General features: G+C 43.4%; 18 protein-coding genes and 1 tRNA gene. 16 read left to right on the plus strand and 3 right to left on the minus strand.

Going from position 1 to position 17,492, the window contains the following annotated elements; all coding sequences use genetic code 11:
- Positions 1–41: 41 nt before the first annotated feature.
- Positions 42–458, minus strand: a complete 417-nt coding sequence (locus G9Q97_RS22145) for a nucleotidyltransferase substrate binding protein (RefSeq protein WP_166151020.1) — start codon at positions 456–458, stop codon at positions 42–44.
- A gap of 205 nt (positions 459–663) precedes the next feature.
- The gene (gene ruvC, locus G9Q97_RS22150; protein ID WP_166151022.1) at positions 664–1,245 is read right to left on the minus strand and encodes a crossover junction endodeoxyribonuclease RuvC; all 582 of its coding nucleotides are present in this window, start codon (positions 1,243–1,245) and stop codon (positions 664–666) included.
- 35 nt (positions 1,246–1,280) lie between these two features.
- Between ruvC and G9Q97_RS22155 the strand changes: the two genes are divergently transcribed.
- The 16 genes from G9Q97_RS22155 to G9Q97_RS22230 all read left to right on the plus strand — a co-directional run bounded on the left by G9Q97_RS22155 (position 1,281) and on the right by G9Q97_RS22230 (position 13,742).
- Positions 1,281–2,402, plus strand: coding sequence for a glycosyltransferase (locus G9Q97_RS22155; RefSeq protein ID WP_166151024.1), 1,122 nt, complete (start codon positions 1,281–1,283; stop codon positions 2,400–2,402).
- A 43-nt stretch (positions 2,403–2,445) separates the two neighbouring features.
- On the plus strand, positions 2,446–2,697 hold the full coding sequence (locus G9Q97_RS22160; RefSeq protein ID WP_166151026.1) for a hypothetical protein: 252 nt from the start codon (positions 2,446–2,448) through the stop codon (positions 2,695–2,697).
- A gap of 1 nt (position 2,698) precedes the next feature.
- On the plus strand, positions 2,699–3,916 hold the full coding sequence (locus G9Q97_RS22165; protein WP_166151029.1) for a PP2C family protein-serine/threonine phosphatase: 1,218 nt from the start codon (positions 2,699–2,701) through the stop codon (positions 3,914–3,916).
- A gap of 1 nt (position 3,917) precedes the next feature.
- Positions 3,918–4,544, plus strand: coding sequence for a polysaccharide deacetylase family protein (locus G9Q97_RS22170; RefSeq protein ID WP_166151031.1), 627 nt, complete (start codon positions 3,918–3,920; stop codon positions 4,542–4,544).
- A 4-nt stretch (positions 4,545–4,548) separates the two neighbouring features.
- Positions 4,549–5,649 carry a glycosyltransferase gene (locus G9Q97_RS22175; RefSeq protein WP_166151033.1) on the plus strand — a complete coding sequence of 367 codons (1,101 nt, stop codon included), beginning with the start codon at positions 4,549–4,551 and terminating at the stop codon, positions 5,647–5,649.
- Positions 5,650–5,804: 155 nt separating this feature from the next.
- Positions 5,805–6,587 (plus strand): TatD family hydrolase, encoded by a 783-nt coding sequence (locus G9Q97_RS22180; protein ID WP_166151035.1) that lies wholly within the window; start codon positions 5,805–5,807, stop codon positions 6,585–6,587.
- The gene (locus G9Q97_RS22185) at positions 6,577–7,653 is read left to right on the plus strand and encodes an asparaginase (RefSeq protein WP_166151037.1); all 1,077 of its coding nucleotides are present in this window, start codon (positions 6,577–6,579) and stop codon (positions 7,651–7,653) included. Before G9Q97_RS22180 ends, G9Q97_RS22185 begins: the two co-directional genes overlap by 11 nt.
- Before the next feature lie 162 nt (positions 7,654–7,815).
- Positions 7,816–7,903 (plus strand) — tRNA-Ser (locus tag G9Q97_RS22190).
- Positions 7,904–8,202: 299 nt separating this feature from the next.
- Positions 8,203–9,015: a MotA/TolQ/ExbB proton channel family protein gene (locus tag G9Q97_RS22195; protein WP_166151039.1), complete on the plus strand. Its 813-nt coding sequence runs from the start codon at positions 8,203–8,205 to the stop codon at positions 9,013–9,015.
- Between the two features lie 131 nt (positions 9,016–9,146).
- Positions 9,147–9,404 carry a hypothetical protein gene (locus tag G9Q97_RS22200; protein WP_317168801.1) on the plus strand — a complete coding sequence of 86 codons (258 nt, stop codon included), beginning with the start codon at positions 9,147–9,149 and terminating at the stop codon, positions 9,402–9,404.
- Positions 9,405–9,406: 2 nt separating this feature from the next.
- The gene (locus G9Q97_RS22205) at positions 9,407–10,042 is read left to right on the plus strand and encodes an ExbD/TolR family protein (RefSeq protein ID WP_246255826.1); all 636 of its coding nucleotides are present in this window, start codon (positions 9,407–9,409) and stop codon (positions 10,040–10,042) included.
- Positions 10,043–10,044: 2 nt separating this feature from the next.
- Positions 10,045–10,509 (plus strand): ExbD/TolR family protein, encoded by a 465-nt coding sequence (locus G9Q97_RS22210; RefSeq protein ID WP_166151043.1) that lies wholly within the window; start codon positions 10,045–10,047, stop codon positions 10,507–10,509.
- A 140-nt stretch (positions 10,510–10,649) separates the two neighbouring features.
- Positions 10,650–10,976, plus strand: coding sequence for a rhodanese-like domain-containing protein (locus G9Q97_RS22215; RefSeq protein ID WP_166151045.1), 327 nt, complete (start codon positions 10,650–10,652; stop codon positions 10,974–10,976).
- 79 nt (positions 10,977–11,055) lie between these two features.
- On the plus strand, positions 11,056–12,477 hold the full coding sequence (locus tag G9Q97_RS22220) for an MBL fold metallo-hydrolase (RefSeq protein WP_166151047.1): 1,422 nt from the start codon (positions 11,056–11,058) through the stop codon (positions 12,475–12,477).
- A 152-nt stretch (positions 12,478–12,629) separates the two neighbouring features.
- On the plus strand, positions 12,630–13,211 hold the full coding sequence (locus G9Q97_RS22225) for a YeeE/YedE family protein (RefSeq protein WP_166151049.1): 582 nt from the start codon (positions 12,630–12,632) through the stop codon (positions 13,209–13,211).
- A gap of 42 nt (positions 13,212–13,253) precedes the next feature.
- Positions 13,254–13,742 carry a DUF6691 family protein gene (locus G9Q97_RS22230; protein ID WP_166151051.1) on the plus strand — a complete coding sequence of 163 codons (489 nt, stop codon included), beginning with the start codon at positions 13,254–13,256 and terminating at the stop codon, positions 13,740–13,742.
- A gap of 54 nt (positions 13,743–13,796) precedes the next feature.
- Here G9Q97_RS22230 and smc read toward each other — a convergent pair whose 3' ends face one another.
- The gene (gene smc, locus G9Q97_RS22235) at positions 13,797–17,357 is read right to left on the minus strand and encodes a chromosome segregation protein SMC (protein WP_166151053.1); all 3,561 of its coding nucleotides are present in this window, start codon (positions 17,355–17,357) and stop codon (positions 13,797–13,799) included.
- Positions 17,358–17,492: the final 135 nt, after the last annotated feature.

The following is a 17,492-nucleotide window of genomic DNA, read 5'->3' on the forward strand; positions in this document are numbered from 1 at the left end:
ACAACCCGATCAAAAAAATGCCGAAAAATTTAAATTTATTTTTACAGGTCCAGATTTTTGCCCATGGTCCTTTCAAAGTCTTCGAGAAAATGAATGTATTTATTGACGATATTTTCTGCCAGGGATCCCAGGTAGTCTCCCGGGTAAAGGGGATTGTACTTGATTCTACAAATGATCATGTCCAGCCAGCCCTGCCCATCATCGATAAGGTCTGCATGAAAAGCCTCTACGGTGGCGTCCCTGGATCCGGAGAAGGGTGCCTTTCCCTGCTTTCTGAAATAGGCGGCTATGGTTTCCAGGGCTGCATCATGGGTTTTTTCAAAAAGCCTGACCAGCCTGCTCCTGGTGTCATCGTTCATGCCATGACGCTTCCCCTCCTGAATCAAATCCCTCAGGTCATTCAGCAGGTTTATAAATTCGGTGAAACAATTTTCACAGTCCAATGCTACTTTTTTCATGGGTAAGCTGTTTTAAAGATCTTGTTTTTAAATTACCAAATTACCAGTAAAATTGAAACAATAAACTTAATAATTATTTAGAATCTGCAAACCTGTCAGGTTTTGTTGATTTTCAACCGACAACAAACTTTGGGGAGATTAAACCTGACAGGTTTTACACCCTCTTAGTCAGTTAAATATGGAATTGTGTTGCGGATTTCTGAAATTATTTTTTGATGCGACCGGGGTTTTCATTGATGAAAGATTTCCAGCCGCCACTTCTTCCCCTGGTCTGTAATCTACCTTCATGGAAATGGTGGCACAGGGCCACGGCCAGGGCATCGGTGGCATCCAATAGTTGGGGGAGTTCTTTGATGTTTAGCAGGGTTTTGAGCATTTCTGCTACCTGTTCTTTAGAGGCATTGCCATTTCCGGTCACCGATTGTTTCACCTTCTTGGGTGAATATTCTGTGATGGCAATTTCCCTGGCCAGGGCAGCGGCCATGGCTACCCCCTGTGCCCTTCCCAGTTTGAGCATGGATTGCACATTCTGTCCAAAAAAAGGAGCTTCAAGGGCCACTGCATCAGGGGAAAACTCTTCCAGGATCTGGCTGATTTTTTCAAAAATTTTCTTCAGCTTCAGTGCATGGTCACTGTACTTTTTCAGGTGGATTACTCCAAACTGCAGCAAGGTATACTTGTTGCCTTTTACCAAAATCAAACCAAATCCCATAACGTTCGTCCCCGGATCTATGCCCAAAATGATTTTTTCTTTTGTTTGTGTTTGAATTTTCGGTTCTTTATCCATCGGTGCAATTTACCACAAATCCTGCAAAGCACTATATGGTTCCTCTGATTGGTTTGGCATACTTTTTAGTTTTAGGCGTTTACCTGGCCATTTTGTTGCTCCTCGGGCAAGAATGGAAGAATATCCCCACCGGCCAATACCCGGTCGGATCCCAGCGGCTGCCCACTACTGTATTATTGCCCTTTAGGAATGAGGCGAAGAATATGGTCGATTTACTGCCTCATTTACTGCTTCGCCTTCCTGCGGATGTCCCGCTTATGCTCATTGATGACCACAGTGAAGATGATGCTGCGCGGATCGTCACCACTTTTATCCTAACCCACCAGCTAAAACACTGGCGATACCTAAAAAGTGAAGGAATGGGAAAAAAAGCCGCTCTGAGTACCGGGATTGCGGCTGCTACCACCGAAATCCTATTGACTACCGATGCCGATGTGCAGCTTCCTGAGGGCTGGGTGGATACAATGACGGCCCCTTTCAACCTACCCGGGGTACAAATGGTGGCCGGACCGGTGATTTCTGGCGGAGGTTCCGGTTTTTTTGCCAGGTTTCAGCAGGTTGAATGGGCCAGCATCATATTGCTCACAGGAATTTCATTCCACCAGAAAAATCCATTGATGTGCAGTGGCGCAAACCTGGCATTCCGAAAGGAAGCTTTTAGGCAGGTAGGCGGTTACCGGGGTAATGCCCACCTGCTGTCGGGAGACGATGAGTTTTTAATGAAAAAAGTGGCCAGGGAACTTGGCGCAGCGGCTTTGGTGTACCTTCCGGAACTTGATGCTTTGGTAGAAACACAACCTTTGTCGGGGCATATGGACTGGATAAGTCAGAGAAGCAGGTGGGCCAGCAAGTGGAATGCCCATCAGGGCAGTGCCCATTGGCTCAGTGCCGGGGCGTTGGCCCTGATTTCCTTATCTCAGGTGCTGACCTGGGTTGTGGCCCTGATTTCCTGGAAGTTCTTTGCCCTGCTGCTGATATTCTGGGTAGGGAAATTTGTAGCAGAAAGCACGGTATTGGGTGTGGTTTTGCGTCGATTCAACAAGCAGAACAAGCCTATGGATTTTTTCCTTTCAGGTTGGCTATACCCCTGCCTGGTCCTGGCGGCCCTTCCTTTTGCGATTTTGGGAAAATATTCCTGGAAAGGAAGGAAAAACTAATCTATCCCTTATTTTTGTCATTCCACCTAACCGATGGGCTGAAATGACAGATGACGAATTTGACTTGTTGGATGAATTGTATTTTCTGCAATCCTTTGCTTACCTTCAGGACAGTTTGGGTTGGGAGGATGAAAGGCTGCTCCTTAATCTGGAAGCATTGGTAAAGAAAGGCTGGATAAAATGTTTTTCAAGCCCTGAGGAAGAGCTTTTTGACAATCCTCCTATACAAAACAAAGGCAGGGAACTCTATTACCTGGCCACCAAAAAAGGCCTTCTTCAACACAATACACGGTAAAATGACCACAGAAACTGTAAAATACCAAAGGAAGGAACTGGAATTAAAGGCGCTTTTGGAAATTACGCAAGCCATTAATGAAAACAAAACAGAAAATGTGCTGTTGAATATTTTTAAATTTACCTGTTTGGTTCACCTGAATATAAAATCCCTGCTGCTGTATGTATTTAACGAGCAGGAGCAGTTTTTTGACCGGAAAATTTCCCATCAGGTAAAGGGTAATTTGCCTGAACACATTCAAAGAGAAGATGTGCAGGAAAATAAAACCCAGGGCAAGCTGAGCCTGACCCTTTCCGGCGAGTATTCCTTTTCTGAAGTAAACATTTATGTGCCCGTTTACCACAAAGATAAAATGCTGGCCATTTTGTTTTTAAGTACCAAGGACAAGGAAAAAGGCCTTGACCTGGACTTTACCCAGGCTTTGGCGAATATTTTGGTGGTGGCCCTGGAAAACAAGCGCTTTGCCAGGAAGCAATTGGAACAGGAACGTTTGAGGAAGGAATTGGAGATTGCCAGCAACGTGCAAAGGATGTTGTTTCCTGCTACCCTCCCTTCCCATGATCATTTAAAAGCCAAGGTTACCTATTTCCCGCACAGTACAGTAGGTGGGGACTATTATGATTTGATTCAAGCTTCAGAAAATGAGGTGTACTTTTGTGTTGCGGATGTTTCCGGAAAAGGGATGCCCGCATCTTTGTTGATGTCCAACTTTCAGGCTGCCTTGCGGACCTTGCTTCGCAGTGGTTCCAATTTGAAGGCGATCGTAGAACAATTGAATTTCACGACTTTTGAGAATACCAAGGGGGAGCGGTTCATAACTTTTTTTCTGGGACATTACAATTACAAAGAGGAAAAACTCAGTTATATCAATGCAGGGCACAACCCACCGGTAATTTGTCTGGATAAGGATGGCAGTTTGGAAGTATTGGAAGCAGGCACCACCATTCTTGGGGCCTTTGAATCCCTTCCTTTTTTGGAGGAGGGAGAAAGAAAGGAGTTGAAAAATTTTATGTTGCACCTGTACACGGATGGACTCACGGAGACTTTTAATCCGGAAGGGGAGGAGTTTGGAGAGGATCGCTTTTTGGATTATATCAAATCCCATCCTGGTGAAAACCCGGAAGCCTTTCACGATGGTTTTTTTGAGTACCTGCATACATTTTCTGCGGGGGTACCAAAAAAAGACGACATCACCCTGCTGAGCCTTCAGTTTAATTGACATGAGACCATTCAGGGTACCCCACATAGCGCAAAGTATATTCAAGGGATTTACCTGGCATAAGGATAGGGAAAAGAGAGCAGTTTTCCTGACTTTTGATGATGGTCCGGTATCCGGGGTTACTGATTTTGTTTTGGAGGAGTTGGGCAGTCGAAATATGAAGGCTACTTTTTTTATGGTAGGCGAAAACGTTCAAAAAGCCGGATATCTGGCCCGTCAGGTGCATGGGGAAGGACATGGAATAGGCAACCACACTTTTCATCATCTCAACGGAGCGAATACTTCCATGTCGGGTTACCTGGCTGATGTGAAAAAGTGCCAGGAGGAGATACTGGACAAAACAGGGGTGAACACCAGGTTTTTCCGACCTCCCTACGGACGCATGACTTGCTCCCAAAAACGAAAAATAGCGCCAAACCATGAAATTGTATTGTGGGAGTTGATCTCCTGGGACTTCCGAAAAGAAATGTCACCCTACAGATCCCTGCAACAATTGAAGCGAAAAACCGCCAATGGCTCGATCGTGTTGTTTCACGACCAAAAGAAAAGTGAAAGTTTTCTCAAGACCATGTTGCCGGATTACCTGGATTTTCTGGCCGGGGAGGGGTATTCCACCAAATCATTATAAGCCGATGTTGCTCACGGGAGGAATTTGTATCATGGTTTTGGTGGGCATACAATACCTCATGCTGTGGTTGCTGATCCGCTTTAATTTTCGAAACCACGGCGCCTGTACATCGGAATTGCCAAAGGTAAATATCCTGATTCCCTGCCGCAATGAGGCGCACAACCTTCCTGCCTGTCTGAAATCCCTGGAGGACCTGAAGTACCCTGAAGACAAAATCCACTTTTTTTTGGCAGATGATCATAGTGAAGACCAAACAGAGGCCATCCTTGCCGATTGGGCAGCCGCCGGGAACAACAGGCATCTGGTGCAGTTGGAACATAGGCCGGGGGCAGAGGAGAACGGTAAAGCGGTAGCACTGGCTGCTATGGTTTCTTGCGTTAAAGAGGGATTATTGCTTTTTACGGATGCAGATTGTGTGGTACCACCCTTATGGGCAGAAAAAATGTGCCTGGCCTATCAGGAGGATTTTGGGTTGCTCACCGGGACTACCATGATATCCGGAAACCATTTGTTTCACCTGATGCAGTCAATGGATTGGTGGCTTACGCTGGGAAAGGTAAAGGCCGTGGCGGATATGGGCTTTTCCCTTACGGCCATGGGCAATAATATGCTGGTCGGGCAGAAAGCCTATTGGCAATCGGGTGGATTTTTAGTGGTAAAGGATCAGGTAACGGAGGACCTGGCCCTTTCCAAAATTTTGTTTCAACAGGGGTACCGGCCTGCCCATCTGGTGAGTAAGGACGTTTTGGTAAAGACAAAACCAGAAAAAAACTTTATCTCACTTATGGAGCAGCGGAAAAGATGGGCAAGGGGTGCATTTTCACTTCCCTGGTACTGGCAGTTGCTTTTGGGGCTTCAGCTGGCTTTTTATTTGGCACTGCTTGTGGGCCTGATCCATTCTTTTTGGTTGGCAGCAGGTATTTGGGGAGTTAAAATTTGCTTTCAATCCTTATTCATTAGCACTTTTGCAGGGAAAACGGAAACTAAAATTGGCCTTTTGCCATTATTAGGATTTGAAATTTACAATTGGCTGGTCAGCTGGTCTACCGTTTTGTATTATTTCTGGCCATCAGGCATCAAATGGAAGAACCGAAAATACTCATGAAATCGAACCTGCCTGATGCAGACTGACTTGTTGCAATCTACACAAAGCGGGATTTCCGATAGTTCCGATAGCCCCCATAGCTACCGGGACGGGACAGGCTTCCCTAACTTCGGTGCGGGACAAGTTATGACCTATTAAAAACAAATTATAAAAAGATGAAATTCATAGAGACCCACGCCCATATCTACAGTAAAAAATTTGATCAGGACCGGAATCAGGTAATCCAAAATGCCCTTGATGCAGGTATTGAGAAGATTTTTATGCCCAATATTGACCTGGATTCCATTGAAGGGATGCTGGCCGTTGAAAGGGATTTTCCCGGGGTTTGTTATCCCATGCTGGGCCTACACCCCTGTGATGTGGGGGAGGACTTTGAAAAACAACTTTCCCAAATGGAGCAATGGTGGGGGAAACACAAATTTTGTGCCGTTGGGGAGACGGGCATTGACCTATACTGGGACAAGACTTACTTTGAGCAGCAGCAGGAATCCTTGAAAAGGCACATCCAATGGGCCAAAGAAAAGCAGCTGCCATTGATCCTGCATTGCAGGGAATCCATGCAGGAAACCATTGACCTGGTCCAATCCATGAACGACGAAAAGTTAACGGGAATTTTTCATTGTTTTTCAGGTAGTCTGGAGCAGGCCAGAAGTATCATTGAAATGGGCTTTTATTTGGGGATCGGAGGTACGTTGACCTATAAAAACAGCGGTGTAGGGCAGGTCATTGCAGAAACCGGGCTGGACAGACTGGTCTTGGAGACCGACAGTCCCTTTTTGGCCCCCGTACCATTCCGGGGCAAGCGCAATTCCCCCGAATATATTCCCCATATTGCAGAAAAAATGGCCCACTTCACCGGTACTTCAATGCAGGAAGTAGCTGATGTCACGGGAAGAAATGCCCTGGAAGTGTTCAAACAACATTCTCATGAATTATAAAATTGTAAGGTTAAATACAGCAGCCAAGCAGGAGATTGAACATGCGGTGCTGATCATTTATACCGGAGGTACCCTGGGGATGGCCTATGACGAACAGGGAGCCCTGGTGCCTTTTAATTTTGGTAAGATTTTGGAAAAAATCCCCAATCTCAATAACCTTAACATTAGCATCACCGTCATTTCTTTTCCTGAGCCGATCGATTCCTCCAATATCAACCTGCAACATTGGGTAGATATGGCGTATATCATCTATGAGAATTACGATACCTATGATGGTTTTGTGGTGTTGCACGGGACAGACACCATGGCATACAGTGCTTCCATGCTCAGCTATATGCTGAAGGGCCTGAATAAGCCTGTTATTTTTACCGGAGCCCAGCTTCCCATTAGTGCCATGCGCTCGGATGCCCGGGAGAACCTGATGACTTCGCTTGAGATAGCCATTTCCAAGGTGAATGGAAAGCCGGTAGTACCTGAGGTCTGCATTTTTTTCAACCACATGTTGTTGCGTGGAAACCGGGCCAAAAAGGTACAGAGCGTGCATTTTGATGCCTTTGAGTCTGAGAATTATCCGGCACTGGCAGAATCAGGCATTGTCATCGATTACAATTATGCTTCCATCAGGCCTTATGAGGAGGGAAAAAAGCTCAAATACCTGAATAAGTTGGATAACAATGTGATGGTGTTGAAACTCTTTCCCGGGATTACCAAAAATGTCGTACAGCACTGTTTACAAATGGAAGGTTTAAAGGGGATGGTACTGGAAACCTACGGATCGGGCAACAGTCCGAGTGAGGACTGGTTTATTCAATCCATGGAGGAGGCAGTGGAAAAAGGACTGCTGATCCTGAATGTTTCCCAGTGCAACGGAGGAAGGGTGATACAGGGCAGGTACCAAACCAGTAAAGATCTCAAAAGGGTAGGGGTATTGAGTGGAGGAGACATAACAACTGAGGCGGCAGTCACCAAAATGATGTTTATTTTGGCCAATGAGACAGATGAAACCGAAATAAAAAGGAAGATGATGATGCCTCTGGCGGGAGAAATGTCCGTTTTGAGCCAATGAAAAAGGGCCAATCAAGGCTTTGACCATCAATCCCATAGCTTTCATAGGCAAAAAGAATACTTTCGAACCCTGTTTTTTTTCAATAATAAAGCAGACAATTATTTGCATGGGCTGAATTTTATAATTTTATTTGTCGCTGCAACAATTAAAAAAAACACAAAAAGAGAGGTGTCCGAGCGGTCGAAGGAGCACGCCTGGAAAGCGTGTATACCCCTAAAGGGTATCGAGGGTTCGAATCCCTTCCTCTCTGCAGATTTCAGGCATAAAGTGATAAAAGGTCACTTTTATTTGAAAGGAAAAGCCGGTAATTAAAATACTGTCTGGATTTTATCCGCTCAAATAGTGCAATTTCCATTGAAGTAAATTAAATTACAGGTTCCAAAGCATTGGGATAGATTAGAAATCTGTTAAAATCACTTACCCAATAATTGTTTTCTGAGAAATTATAATGGATTCATTTGCAATTTGAGCTGAAAAAATTATAACTTTAAAAACTTAATTCGAATTTAGAAACCGTTCAACCTTTAAAAGTCTATTAAAAACTACATTATGAAAAAGTTAATCGCTTTGTTCATGCTTTTCGGAATTTTATTTTCTCCGATGATCACAAAAGCACAAGAAGAAACAGAAGAAGCAGAAGCTGACACCACTGAAGAGGCTGCTGCCCCAGCTCCGGAACCAGATCCAACACCAGTCATGACTGATGATGAAATTGTTGCCGAAGAGCAATCTTTTCATCAGGTTATTAAAGACAAGTTCATTGAAGGAGACCCTACCTACATGACTCCTGTGTTGTTGTGTTTGATTTTGGGTTTGGCAGTTGCCCTGGAAAGAATTATCACCCTGAATCTATCCACTACCAATACCAAAAAACTTTTGGCGAAGGTAGAAAATGCATTGGAAGAAGGTGGGATTGAGGCCGCTAAGGATGTTACCAAGTCCACCAGAGGCCCAGTAGCTTCTATCTTTACTCAAGGGTTGATGCGGTATTCTGAAGGAATCGATATGGTGGAAAAATCCATTATTGCCTATGGTTCAGTAGAAATGGGCCGCCTTGAAAAAGGTCTTGTATGGATTTCGCTGTTTATCTCTCTGGCTCCTATGTTGGGTTTCATGGGTACGGTAATCGGTATGATTGGTGCTTTTGATTCAATTGAAGCAGCAGGGGACATTTCTCCATCATTGGTTGCTGGTGGTATCAAAATCGCCCTTTTGACAACAGTAGCTGGTCTGATTGTGGCCATTATCCTACAGTTGTTCTATAACTATTGTGTGGCGAAAATCGATTCTATCGTGAATGATATGGAAGATGCGTCTATCAGCTTAGTAGACATTTTGGTGAAGCATAAATTGACCAGGTAATTCTGGTCATTTTGTTTTAACCCAATAAATGATTTATTTCACTTTAGATTTAAGATAAAATGGATACTACTGATATATTCTTATATGCAGGGTACTTGCTGATCATCATAGGAGCAGTGTTTGCTATACTTATGCCTTTGATCAAGTCCTTTGATAACCCTAAGAGTCTGTTGAAAACAGTAATTGGGGTGGTAGTCATTGGTGCTTTGTTTGGTATTGCCTACAGCACAGCTAGCGGTGATATTGCTGCCAAGTATGCTGCAGACCCCTTTAACATTACTCCTGAGGGAGCGAAAATGGTAGGCGGCGTGCTTATTACTGTGTATGCGCTTGCGATACTTGCAATCTTTGGGATTGTAGTCACAGAAATCACTAAAATAGTCAAATAATTATGGGCAAGAGAGGTAGAATGAGTCAGGAGGTAAATGCAGGGTCGATGGCGGACATCGCCTTTTTGCTTCTTATCTTCTTTCTCGTAACCACGACAATCGCTTCGGATAAGGGTATCATGAATATCCTTCCTCCCAAAAAGGATCCGAATCAGCCACCACCGGAGGTGGAATTGAACGAACGAAATATTTTCAATATTCTGATCAACTTGAATGATGATCTTTTGATAGAAGGTGAATTTCGTAACAGTACGGATGGACTTTCTGACGAAATCAAAAGCTTTGTGCTGAATTTTGGAAATCCGGATGAGGATGCAGTTGCTCTGTTTAACAGCCTGCCGCCTTCTTTGAAAGGTATGGCAGATCAAAGTCCGGAATCTTCTGATCATCCGATGTCCGGAGGCGCAGTAATTTCAATCAAAACCAATAGAGGTACCAGCTATGAGACCTACCTGGAGGTTTTGGATGAGGTGAAAAAAGCATATTTTGAAATTTATGGTGAGCGGGTCGGTCTTTCAGGAGAAGAATACCGCGCCTTATCCGGTCAGACAGCTGCTGAACAAGAACTGCTGGACAGAGGTAAGGAAGGTATACCTATGGCCATCTCTATCGCAGAACCTGATAAAATCGGAAGCTAATTATGTCAAAGTTTAAAAAGAAAACCAAAGCGGAAACCAATATTCCTACCTCAGCTCTTCCGGATATTATCTTTATGTTGTTGTTCTTTTTTATGGTGACAACGGTGTTGAGAGAGCAGGAGATTTTGGTGGAGCAAAAGATTCCTCAGGCTACCCAACTTCAAAAGATTCAGAAAAAGACCCTGATTTCGTATTTGTACGTTGGTAAACCGAAGAATACTTCCATGTATGGATCAGAACCAAGGATCCAGGCAAATGATGTTTTGATCAATACCTCTGATATCGTGCTTTGGGTAAACCAGGAAAAAGATAACCTTTCTGAAGCGGAGAGAGACCAGATATGGATTTCTCTTAAAGCCGATAGAGACGTAAAAATGGGTCCCATTAGTGATATTCAGTTTGAATTGAGAGAAGCGGATGCCAGAAAATTGATGTACGCATCTGTAGGCAGGGTCGAAAACAACTGACCTTAAGTTATTTGATAAAATCATTGAAAGCCGTCCATTTGGACGGCTTTTTTTTTGCCTTTGTGGTTAATGTGATAAAAATTACTTTTTCTGGTTTTTTCTTACCCTACTTTTGTTGTGTCACTTAACAAAAGAAGAAAATGTTCAATCTATTTCATAAGCAAATTAAGCAGTATTCAGATCTCGGTGCTGAAGACTTTCACCAGGGTATCCAGGATAAGGATGCTGTTGTCATTGATGTCAGAACGGCAGGGGAATTTAACCAGGGGAAGTTACCCAAAGCCAGGAACCTGGATATGATGTCCCCTAACTTCAAACAACAAATTCAAAACCTGCCTAAAGACAAATCCTACTATTTGTATTGCAGGAGTGGTAACAGAAGTGGCCATGCCTGTGCGATGATGGCAGATTTAGGTTTTGAAAAAGTATATAACCTGGCAGGTGGGATCATTTCCTGGCCTTATTAAAACTCTTATGTGACCAAAGTCCTATTGAGCTTTGTCAAGAGTACTTTAATTTGTACACCAATTATTAACCATACTACCTATGAAAATAGAACAAATTTATACCGGTTGTCTGGCTCAGGGAGCCTACTATATTGAGTCTAATGGTGAAGCAGCAATAGTGGATCCTCTTCGGGAGGTACAACCTTATATGGATAAGGCTGAAAGGAATGGTGCTACCATCAAATACATTTTCGAGACCCATTTTCATGCTGATTTTGTCTCCGGGCATCAGGATTTATCTGCTAAAACCGGTGCAAAGATCGTATTTGGGCCTACCGAAATGGCCTTGGGTTTTGATGCCATTGTTGCCAGGGATGGTCAGGAATTCCAATTGGGGGGAGCTACTGTGAAAGTAATTCATACTCCTGGACATACCATGGAGAGTGCAGTCTTTTTATTGTCAGACGAGGCAGGAAAAGAAGTGGCTTTATTCACTGGTGACACCTTGTTTATTGGAGATGTGGGTAGACCAGACCTTGCCCAGAAGGTAATCAAAGACCTGACACAGGAAAAGCTTGCAGCCCATCTGTATGATTCCTTACGGGAAAAAATAATGCCCCTTCCTGATCACCTGATAGTATATCCAGCTCATGGAGCTGGAAGTGCTTGTGGCAAAAATATGAGTAAGGAGACCAGTGATACCCTTGGAAACCAAAAGAAGACGAACTATGCTTTGCAGAAAATGAGTAAGGAAGCTTTTATTAAAGAGGTGCTTACCGGTCTCACCCCTCCTCCTGCCTATTTCCCACAAAATGTTTTGATGAACATTCAGGGATACGACAGTATTGATACGGTATTGGACCGGGGGCAACAAGCCTTGTCGCCTGGGGCATTTGAAGCTGCAGCCAATGAGACAGGGGCTGTGGTGTTGGATACCCGGGCTCCTGAACAATTTGCCAAAGGCTTTATCCCCAATGCCATTAATATTGGTATTGATGGCAGCTTTGCCGTTTGGGTAGGAACATTGATCCCGGATGTGAAGCAAGAAATTCTGGTAGTAGCCGATAAGGGTAGGGAAGAGGAAGTCATTACCCGCCTGGCAAGGGTTGGATATGACCATGCACTGGGTTATTTGAAAGGGGGGATAGCTGCCTGGAAGAAGTCGGGTAGAGATATAGACACCATTTCAATGGTATCGGTCGACGAATTGGCTTCCCTGGTTGCTAAAGTTAAGGATCTAAAGATTTTAGATGTGAGAAAGGCCAGTGAGCATCAAAGCGAACACCTGATTGGTGCGGAGAACATACCGCTGGATTACATAAATGAAAACATGGCGGAAATCGATAAAGAGAAGCCCTGCTATGTGCACTGCGCTGGCGGGTATCGTTCCATGATTTTCAACTCTGTATTAAGAGCCAGAGGTTACGATAATCTGGTCGATATCCAAGGTGGTTTTGACGCTATTAAAGCATCAGGCAAGTTTGCGGTGAGCGATTACGTTTGTCCGACGACTTTATTGTGAGCTATTTTGGTTGATGTGTTGGTTAATGGCAGGACCTGGTTTCCTGCCATTTTTATAGCCCTCAACCGAAGGAACAGTATCAAATGGATAAATTTAAGCTGATTTCCTGTTATCATTGGGAGTAGATTAATAAAAATAAAACAAAATAAAAAATGGAACAATTAATAGAATGGATCAGACAACCATGGCCATGGTATGTAGCCGGCCCTTTGATAGGGTTGACCGTGCCTGCGTTATTGATCATAGGAAATAAATCCTTCGGCATCAGCTCTTCTTTGCGGCATGCCTGCGCAGCCTGTATACCAGCTAAAATTCCTTTTTTCCAGTATGACTGGAAAAAGGAAATATGGAATATCCTTTTTGTAACCGGTATATTCCTGGGTGGAATAATCGCCTCCGTATTTCTTTCCAATCCGGATGCCATAGTGCTGGCAGAAAGTACCCAGCAGGACCTGATACAACTGGGAATCACTGATTTCAGAAATTTGCTACCTGCAGATATCTTTAGCTGGAGCAACTTATTCACCTTAAAAGGCCTGTTCTTTTTTGTGATCGGTGGTTTTCTGGTAGGTTTCGGGACGCGTTATGCCGGAGGCTGTACTTCTGGGCATGCCATCATGGGTATCAGTAACCTTCAATGGCCTTCCCTTGTGGCAACAATCTTCTTTATGCTTGGCGGATTTGTGATGACCCACCTGATTCTACCTCATATCATGGCATTCGTAGGGTTTTAAATTGAAGGAACGGGATATTTAAACAATTCAAAAGAAAAAGAAATGAAAGTAAAAGAAAATATACCAGCCAATCCGGTGGAATGTGAAGCTCCCAATATGGGTAAATCCGGTGAGTCCGGTTGGAAACTAATGAGGTACCTGGTAGTGGGAGTTTTGTTTGGGATAATATTTGTCAAAGCAGAAGTCATATCCTGGTTTCGTATTCAGGAGATGTTCAGGCTACAGTCATTTTTCATGTATGGGGTAATAGGGTCCGCCATTTTGGTTGGACTTATCTCGATTCAATTGATCAAAAGATTAGGCATCAAAACTCTTGGTGGCGAACCCATCAGGATTGCCGATAAGGAATTCAGGAAAGGGCAGATCATAGGCGGATTTATTTTCGGCCTGGGTTGGGCCCTGACCGGAGCTTGTCCGGGGCCTTTGTTTGCACAAATCGGATCAGGTTTCTCTGTGGTGGTGGTAACCTTGCTAAGTGCCATTGCAGGCACCTGGGTATATGGTAAATATGCCGATAAATTACCCAATTGATTCTTTTCAATGATGGATATTTTCCGGGCCACTTTCCATCGTGGCCCGGTTTTTTTATATCTCTTCTCCGTCATTCTCTACAAGTTCCCGCAAATCCACAGGCACCACTCTTGAAATTCCAGCTTCTATCATGGTAATGCCATAGATGATGTCAGTACTTGCCATCGTTCGTTTATTGTGCGTGACGATGATGAATTGGGATTCATTGGAGAATTTCTGAATGATTTGATTGAATTTATCAATATTGGCATCATCAAGAGGAGCATCCACCTCATCAAAAATACAAAAAGGAGCTGGTTTTAAAAGGTAGATGGAAAATAGCAGAGAAGTAGCGGTTAGCGTTTTTTCCCCTCCCGAAAGCTGGTTGATGGACAATGGCCTTTTTCCTTTGGGTTTGGCAATGATTTCTATGCTGCTTTCCAATGGTAAATCAGGATCTGCCAATTTGAGGTCACAATCATCCTCTTCTGTAAAAAGAGACCTGAATACTTTGACGAAATTGGTTTTTATTTTATCAAAGGCATCCAGGAATGTCTCCCGGGCGACCTGGTCGATTTCGTTGATGGTGGTCACCAAGGATGCTTTTGCTTTTTGCAAATCATCTCTTTGTTCGGTAATAAAGGTATGTCTTTCTTTAATTTCATCATAAGCTTCCATGGCCATGGGATTTACCGGTCCCATTCTTTCAAGCTTTTGCTTGACTTTGCTGACCTCTTCTTTGATAAAGGCTTCATCCTTCCCTTCAAATTGTGCCTCCGGTTCCGGATCTTCCCGCATCAGTTGGTCCAGGTCAATTTCAAACTCCACACTTAATCTCTCTTTTAAACCGTTGAGCTTGAGATTGATTTCATTGGCTGCCTGTTGCAATTCCATCACCAGGCTTTCTACCTGTTCTTTGCGTTTCTGGATTTCTCTGATGGATTTCTCTACTTCATCGATTTCCCCCCGAACAGCGTAGTAGTCTTTTTCCGCCTCATTGACTCCTTCTTCTATATCTTCTTTTTCTCCATATAGTTCGATGAGTTCATCATCTTTGATTTCATTATTGTCAATCAACGACTTAATTTCCTGATCTGTGCGACCCATCTCGAGTTGAGCGGTTTCTATGCGTTCCTTACTGTTTTCATAAGTGCTTTGTTTGAAACCTATTTCCTGCTCGATGCTTTGTAATTTATTCAGGTGTTGGTGATATTGAATATTCTCCTCATTGTATTGAGAAGAGCGGAGGGAGAGATCTTCGGCAGCTTCCTGCAAGGCCAGGTTTATTTCGTTGATTTCTTCCTCAAGATCGGCAAAATCTTCCTTTTGATTGGCAAGCTGCGGTACCAAAGCCTCCAATTCTTCGGAAAGCTGATAAAGTTTTTCCTGGATGTCCTCTTTTTTGTTGGCGTTGGAGGAAAGCATTTCTGCCAATTGCTCTTTTTTGGTTTTCAAAGAGATGTGCTCCTGGTTCAGTTCATTGACAATTTTTTGTTTTTCCTCAAGGGGCTGCTTGAAATTAAGTGCTTTTAATTTAGAAACCTCTGATGCTTTTTTATCCAAATTGGTTCGGACCTCACCGATCTTTTTTTGCAGGGACTTGATTTCTTTGTCCAGTTTCTCCAGATTTTTGGCCCTTCCTATCCTTTTGCCTTCAAACAGGCCAACAGATCCACCAGAAATGGTGAATTGACGGTCTATGAATTTACCGCTTTCTGTAATAAAAATCGCTTCCTGCGACTTGGGAACCTGGTGGATATCACCATTGAAAATATAGACATCGTCTAAGAGATAGGCTACCAGTGGTGCGTATTTGCTATCATATTCGATAATCTCAGTGGCAGCCACTGCATCTGAAAACAATTTGTTCTGGGAAGCTCGGAATTTCTCAAACCTGTCCAAAATAAAAAAATGTGCTTTTCCCTTTCCCGCATCACTCAACAATTTTACTGCTTCTATGGCTTCCTTTTCTGTTTCAACCACATAGTAATTCATGTAATTTTCCAGAAAATTTTCTATGGTGACGCGGTACTTCTCATCAGTTGTCAATATATCCGAAAGCAGGGGTTTGTTCTTGCCCCAGTTGCTGTTTTTCTTTAAAAATTTGATGGCCTCCGGAAAGCCTTCCAGGTTATCCACCAGGGACTTGGTGAGTTGAAATTCATTACTTTTGGCATCCAGCTTCCTGTTGATCTGGGTCGATTCATCACGTATAAGGTCCAGGGTACGGGTGGCTTCTTCCAACTTCAGCTGATGACTTTCTTCCTCGGCCTTTATTTGTTGTAATTCCCGGTTTTCTTTGTCCAATTGATCCTGGATGGCTTTCAAACTCTCTGTAAATCCAGCCAGGTTTTCCACCTGGCTACTATCATCCGTGGCGGTTTTTTCCAACTCCTGTTTCAGGCTGTTGAGTTGGATTTGTTTTATTTCCTGATTTTTACTGAGCTGATACATCTCATCCCTTTTTCGGGAAAAGTTGCTTTGGAGGACTTTTTGTTTTTCCTGATAGCTGCCATGCTGCAATTTTTTTTCTTCATAGACCGCTTTCAATTCCTGAACCAGTTGTTCTTTTTCTGCAATCAGTTTTTCGGCTACCTGTTTTTCCTGCTCCAAAGATTTAATACTAAACCCAGCTCTTTCATTGCTTTTTTTGTCCTGGTCTATTTGTGTTCTGAGCTGCTCTGATTTATCCTGAAGAAAGCGCAGTCGTTCGTTTTTTATTTTTTTATCGCTTTCAAACTGCCGGATTTTAAGCACATGTTCATTGAGCGTTTTTTGCCGGGAGGAGAGTAGCTTTTCCTTATTCACCATGCCCGATTTTAGTGCTTCCAGGGCCGCTTCCTTTGCTGCAATGGCTGAATTCAGTTGTACTTTTTGGTCACTTTCTGCTTCTAATTTTTGGTTGAGACTGATAAGGCTGTCCCTATGGTCTTTTACTCCCTTTTTTGCAAGGGCGATGCTCAGAGATTTGTATTCTTTTTTTAGTTCGAAATAGCGGACTGCCTGTCTGGCTTGCTTTTCAAGGGATTTGAGGTTTTTTTCTATTTCAAACAAGAGGTCTTCAACGCGGTCCAGGTCCGCATCGGTATCCTCTAATTTTCTTAAAGTCTCTTTTTTCCGGGTTTTAAACTTGGATATTCCTGCGGCCTCCTCAAATAAATCCCTTCTTGAATTGTTTTTATCGTTGAGCAGTTCATCGATCATTTTTAATTCAATGATGGCATAGCTATTGGAATTGATGCCTGTATCCAAAAACAGGTTGGTGATGTCTTTCAACCGGCAGGTTACTCCATTGAGCAAGTATTCACTTTCTCCAGAGCGGTAATACCTTCTGGTGATGGTAACATGGGTGTATTCTGTGGGCAGTAGGTTTTTGGTGTTCTCAAAAGTCAGGGAGACCTCTGCCATATTCAGTGGTTTGCGGTTTTTTGTCCCGTTAAAAATGACATTTTCCATCTTGTCGGAACGGAGCATTCTGGTTTTTTGCTCGCCCAATACCCAGCGGATGGCATCTACCACATTTGATTTCCCACAACCATTTGGCCCAACAATACCGGTGATACCCTTATCAAAATGGATCAATACCTTGTCACCGAAACTTTTAAAGCCTCTAATCTCTAGTTTGGAAAGCTGCATGCAGGTTCATTTAATGCCAAACAAATTTAACCCAATCCCCGCAATTTGCAAGGAAGCAGGAGCATGGATATCGAAGAAAAAATCAAGTCAGGGGATTAGCGGACTTGTCCGGTTGATCGGGTTTGCTATGGTTCT

This window comes from Cyclobacterium plantarum, from assembly GCF_011290685.1.
Taxonomy (GTDB): Bacteria; Bacteroidota; Bacteroidia; order Cytophagales; family Cyclobacteriaceae; genus Cyclobacterium; species Cyclobacterium plantarum.

Coding starts and splice junctions, on each gene's coding strand:
- G9Q97_RS22145 (WP_166151020.1), bottom strand. CDS start 458: ATGAAAAAAGTAGCATTGGACTGTGAAAATTGTTTCACCGAATTTATA.
- ruvC (WP_166151022.1), bottom strand. CDS start 1,245: ATGGATAAAGAACCGAAAATTCAAACACAAACAAAAGAAAAAATCATT.
- G9Q97_RS22155 (WP_166151024.1), top strand. CDS start 1,281: ATGGTTCCTCTGATTGGTTTGGCATACTTTTTAGTTTTAGGCGTTTAC.
- G9Q97_RS22160 (WP_166151026.1), top strand. CDS start 2,446: ATGACAGATGACGAATTTGACTTGTTGGATGAATTGTATTTTCTGCAA.
- G9Q97_RS22165 (WP_166151029.1), top strand. CDS start 2,699: ATGACCACAGAAACTGTAAAATACCAAAGGAAGGAACTGGAATTAAAG.
- G9Q97_RS22170 (WP_166151031.1), top strand. CDS start 3,918: ATGAGACCATTCAGGGTACCCCACATAGCGCAAAGTATATTCAAGGGA.
- G9Q97_RS22175 (WP_166151033.1), top strand. CDS start 4,549: ATGTTGCTCACGGGAGGAATTTGTATCATGGTTTTGGTGGGCATACAA.
- G9Q97_RS22180 (WP_166151035.1), top strand. CDS start 5,805: ATGAAATTCATAGAGACCCACGCCCATATCTACAGTAAAAAATTTGAT.
- G9Q97_RS22185 (WP_166151037.1), top strand. CDS start 6,577: ATGAATTATAAAATTGTAAGGTTAAATACAGCAGCCAAGCAGGAGATT.
- G9Q97_RS22195 (WP_166151039.1), top strand. CDS start 8,203: ATGAAAAAGTTAATCGCTTTGTTCATGCTTTTCGGAATTTTATTTTCT.
- G9Q97_RS22200 (WP_317168801.1), top strand. CDS start 9,147: ATGCCTTTGATCAAGTCCTTTGATAACCCTAAGAGTCTGTTGAAAACA.
- G9Q97_RS22205 (WP_246255826.1), top strand. CDS start 9,407: ATGGGCAAGAGAGGTAGAATGAGTCAGGAGGTAAATGCAGGGTCGATG.
- G9Q97_RS22210 (WP_166151043.1), top strand. CDS start 10,045: ATGTCAAAGTTTAAAAAGAAAACCAAAGCGGAAACCAATATTCCTACC.
- G9Q97_RS22215 (WP_166151045.1), top strand. CDS start 10,650: ATGTTCAATCTATTTCATAAGCAAATTAAGCAGTATTCAGATCTCGGT.
- G9Q97_RS22220 (WP_166151047.1), top strand. CDS start 11,056: ATGAAAATAGAACAAATTTATACCGGTTGTCTGGCTCAGGGAGCCTAC.
- G9Q97_RS22225 (WP_166151049.1), top strand. CDS start 12,630: ATGGAACAATTAATAGAATGGATCAGACAACCATGGCCATGGTATGTA.
- G9Q97_RS22230 (WP_166151051.1), top strand. CDS start 13,254: ATGAAAGTAAAAGAAAATATACCAGCCAATCCGGTGGAATGTGAAGCT.
- smc (WP_166151053.1), bottom strand. CDS start 17,357: ATGCAGCTTTCCAAACTAGAGATTAGAGGCTTTAAAAGTTTCGGTGAC.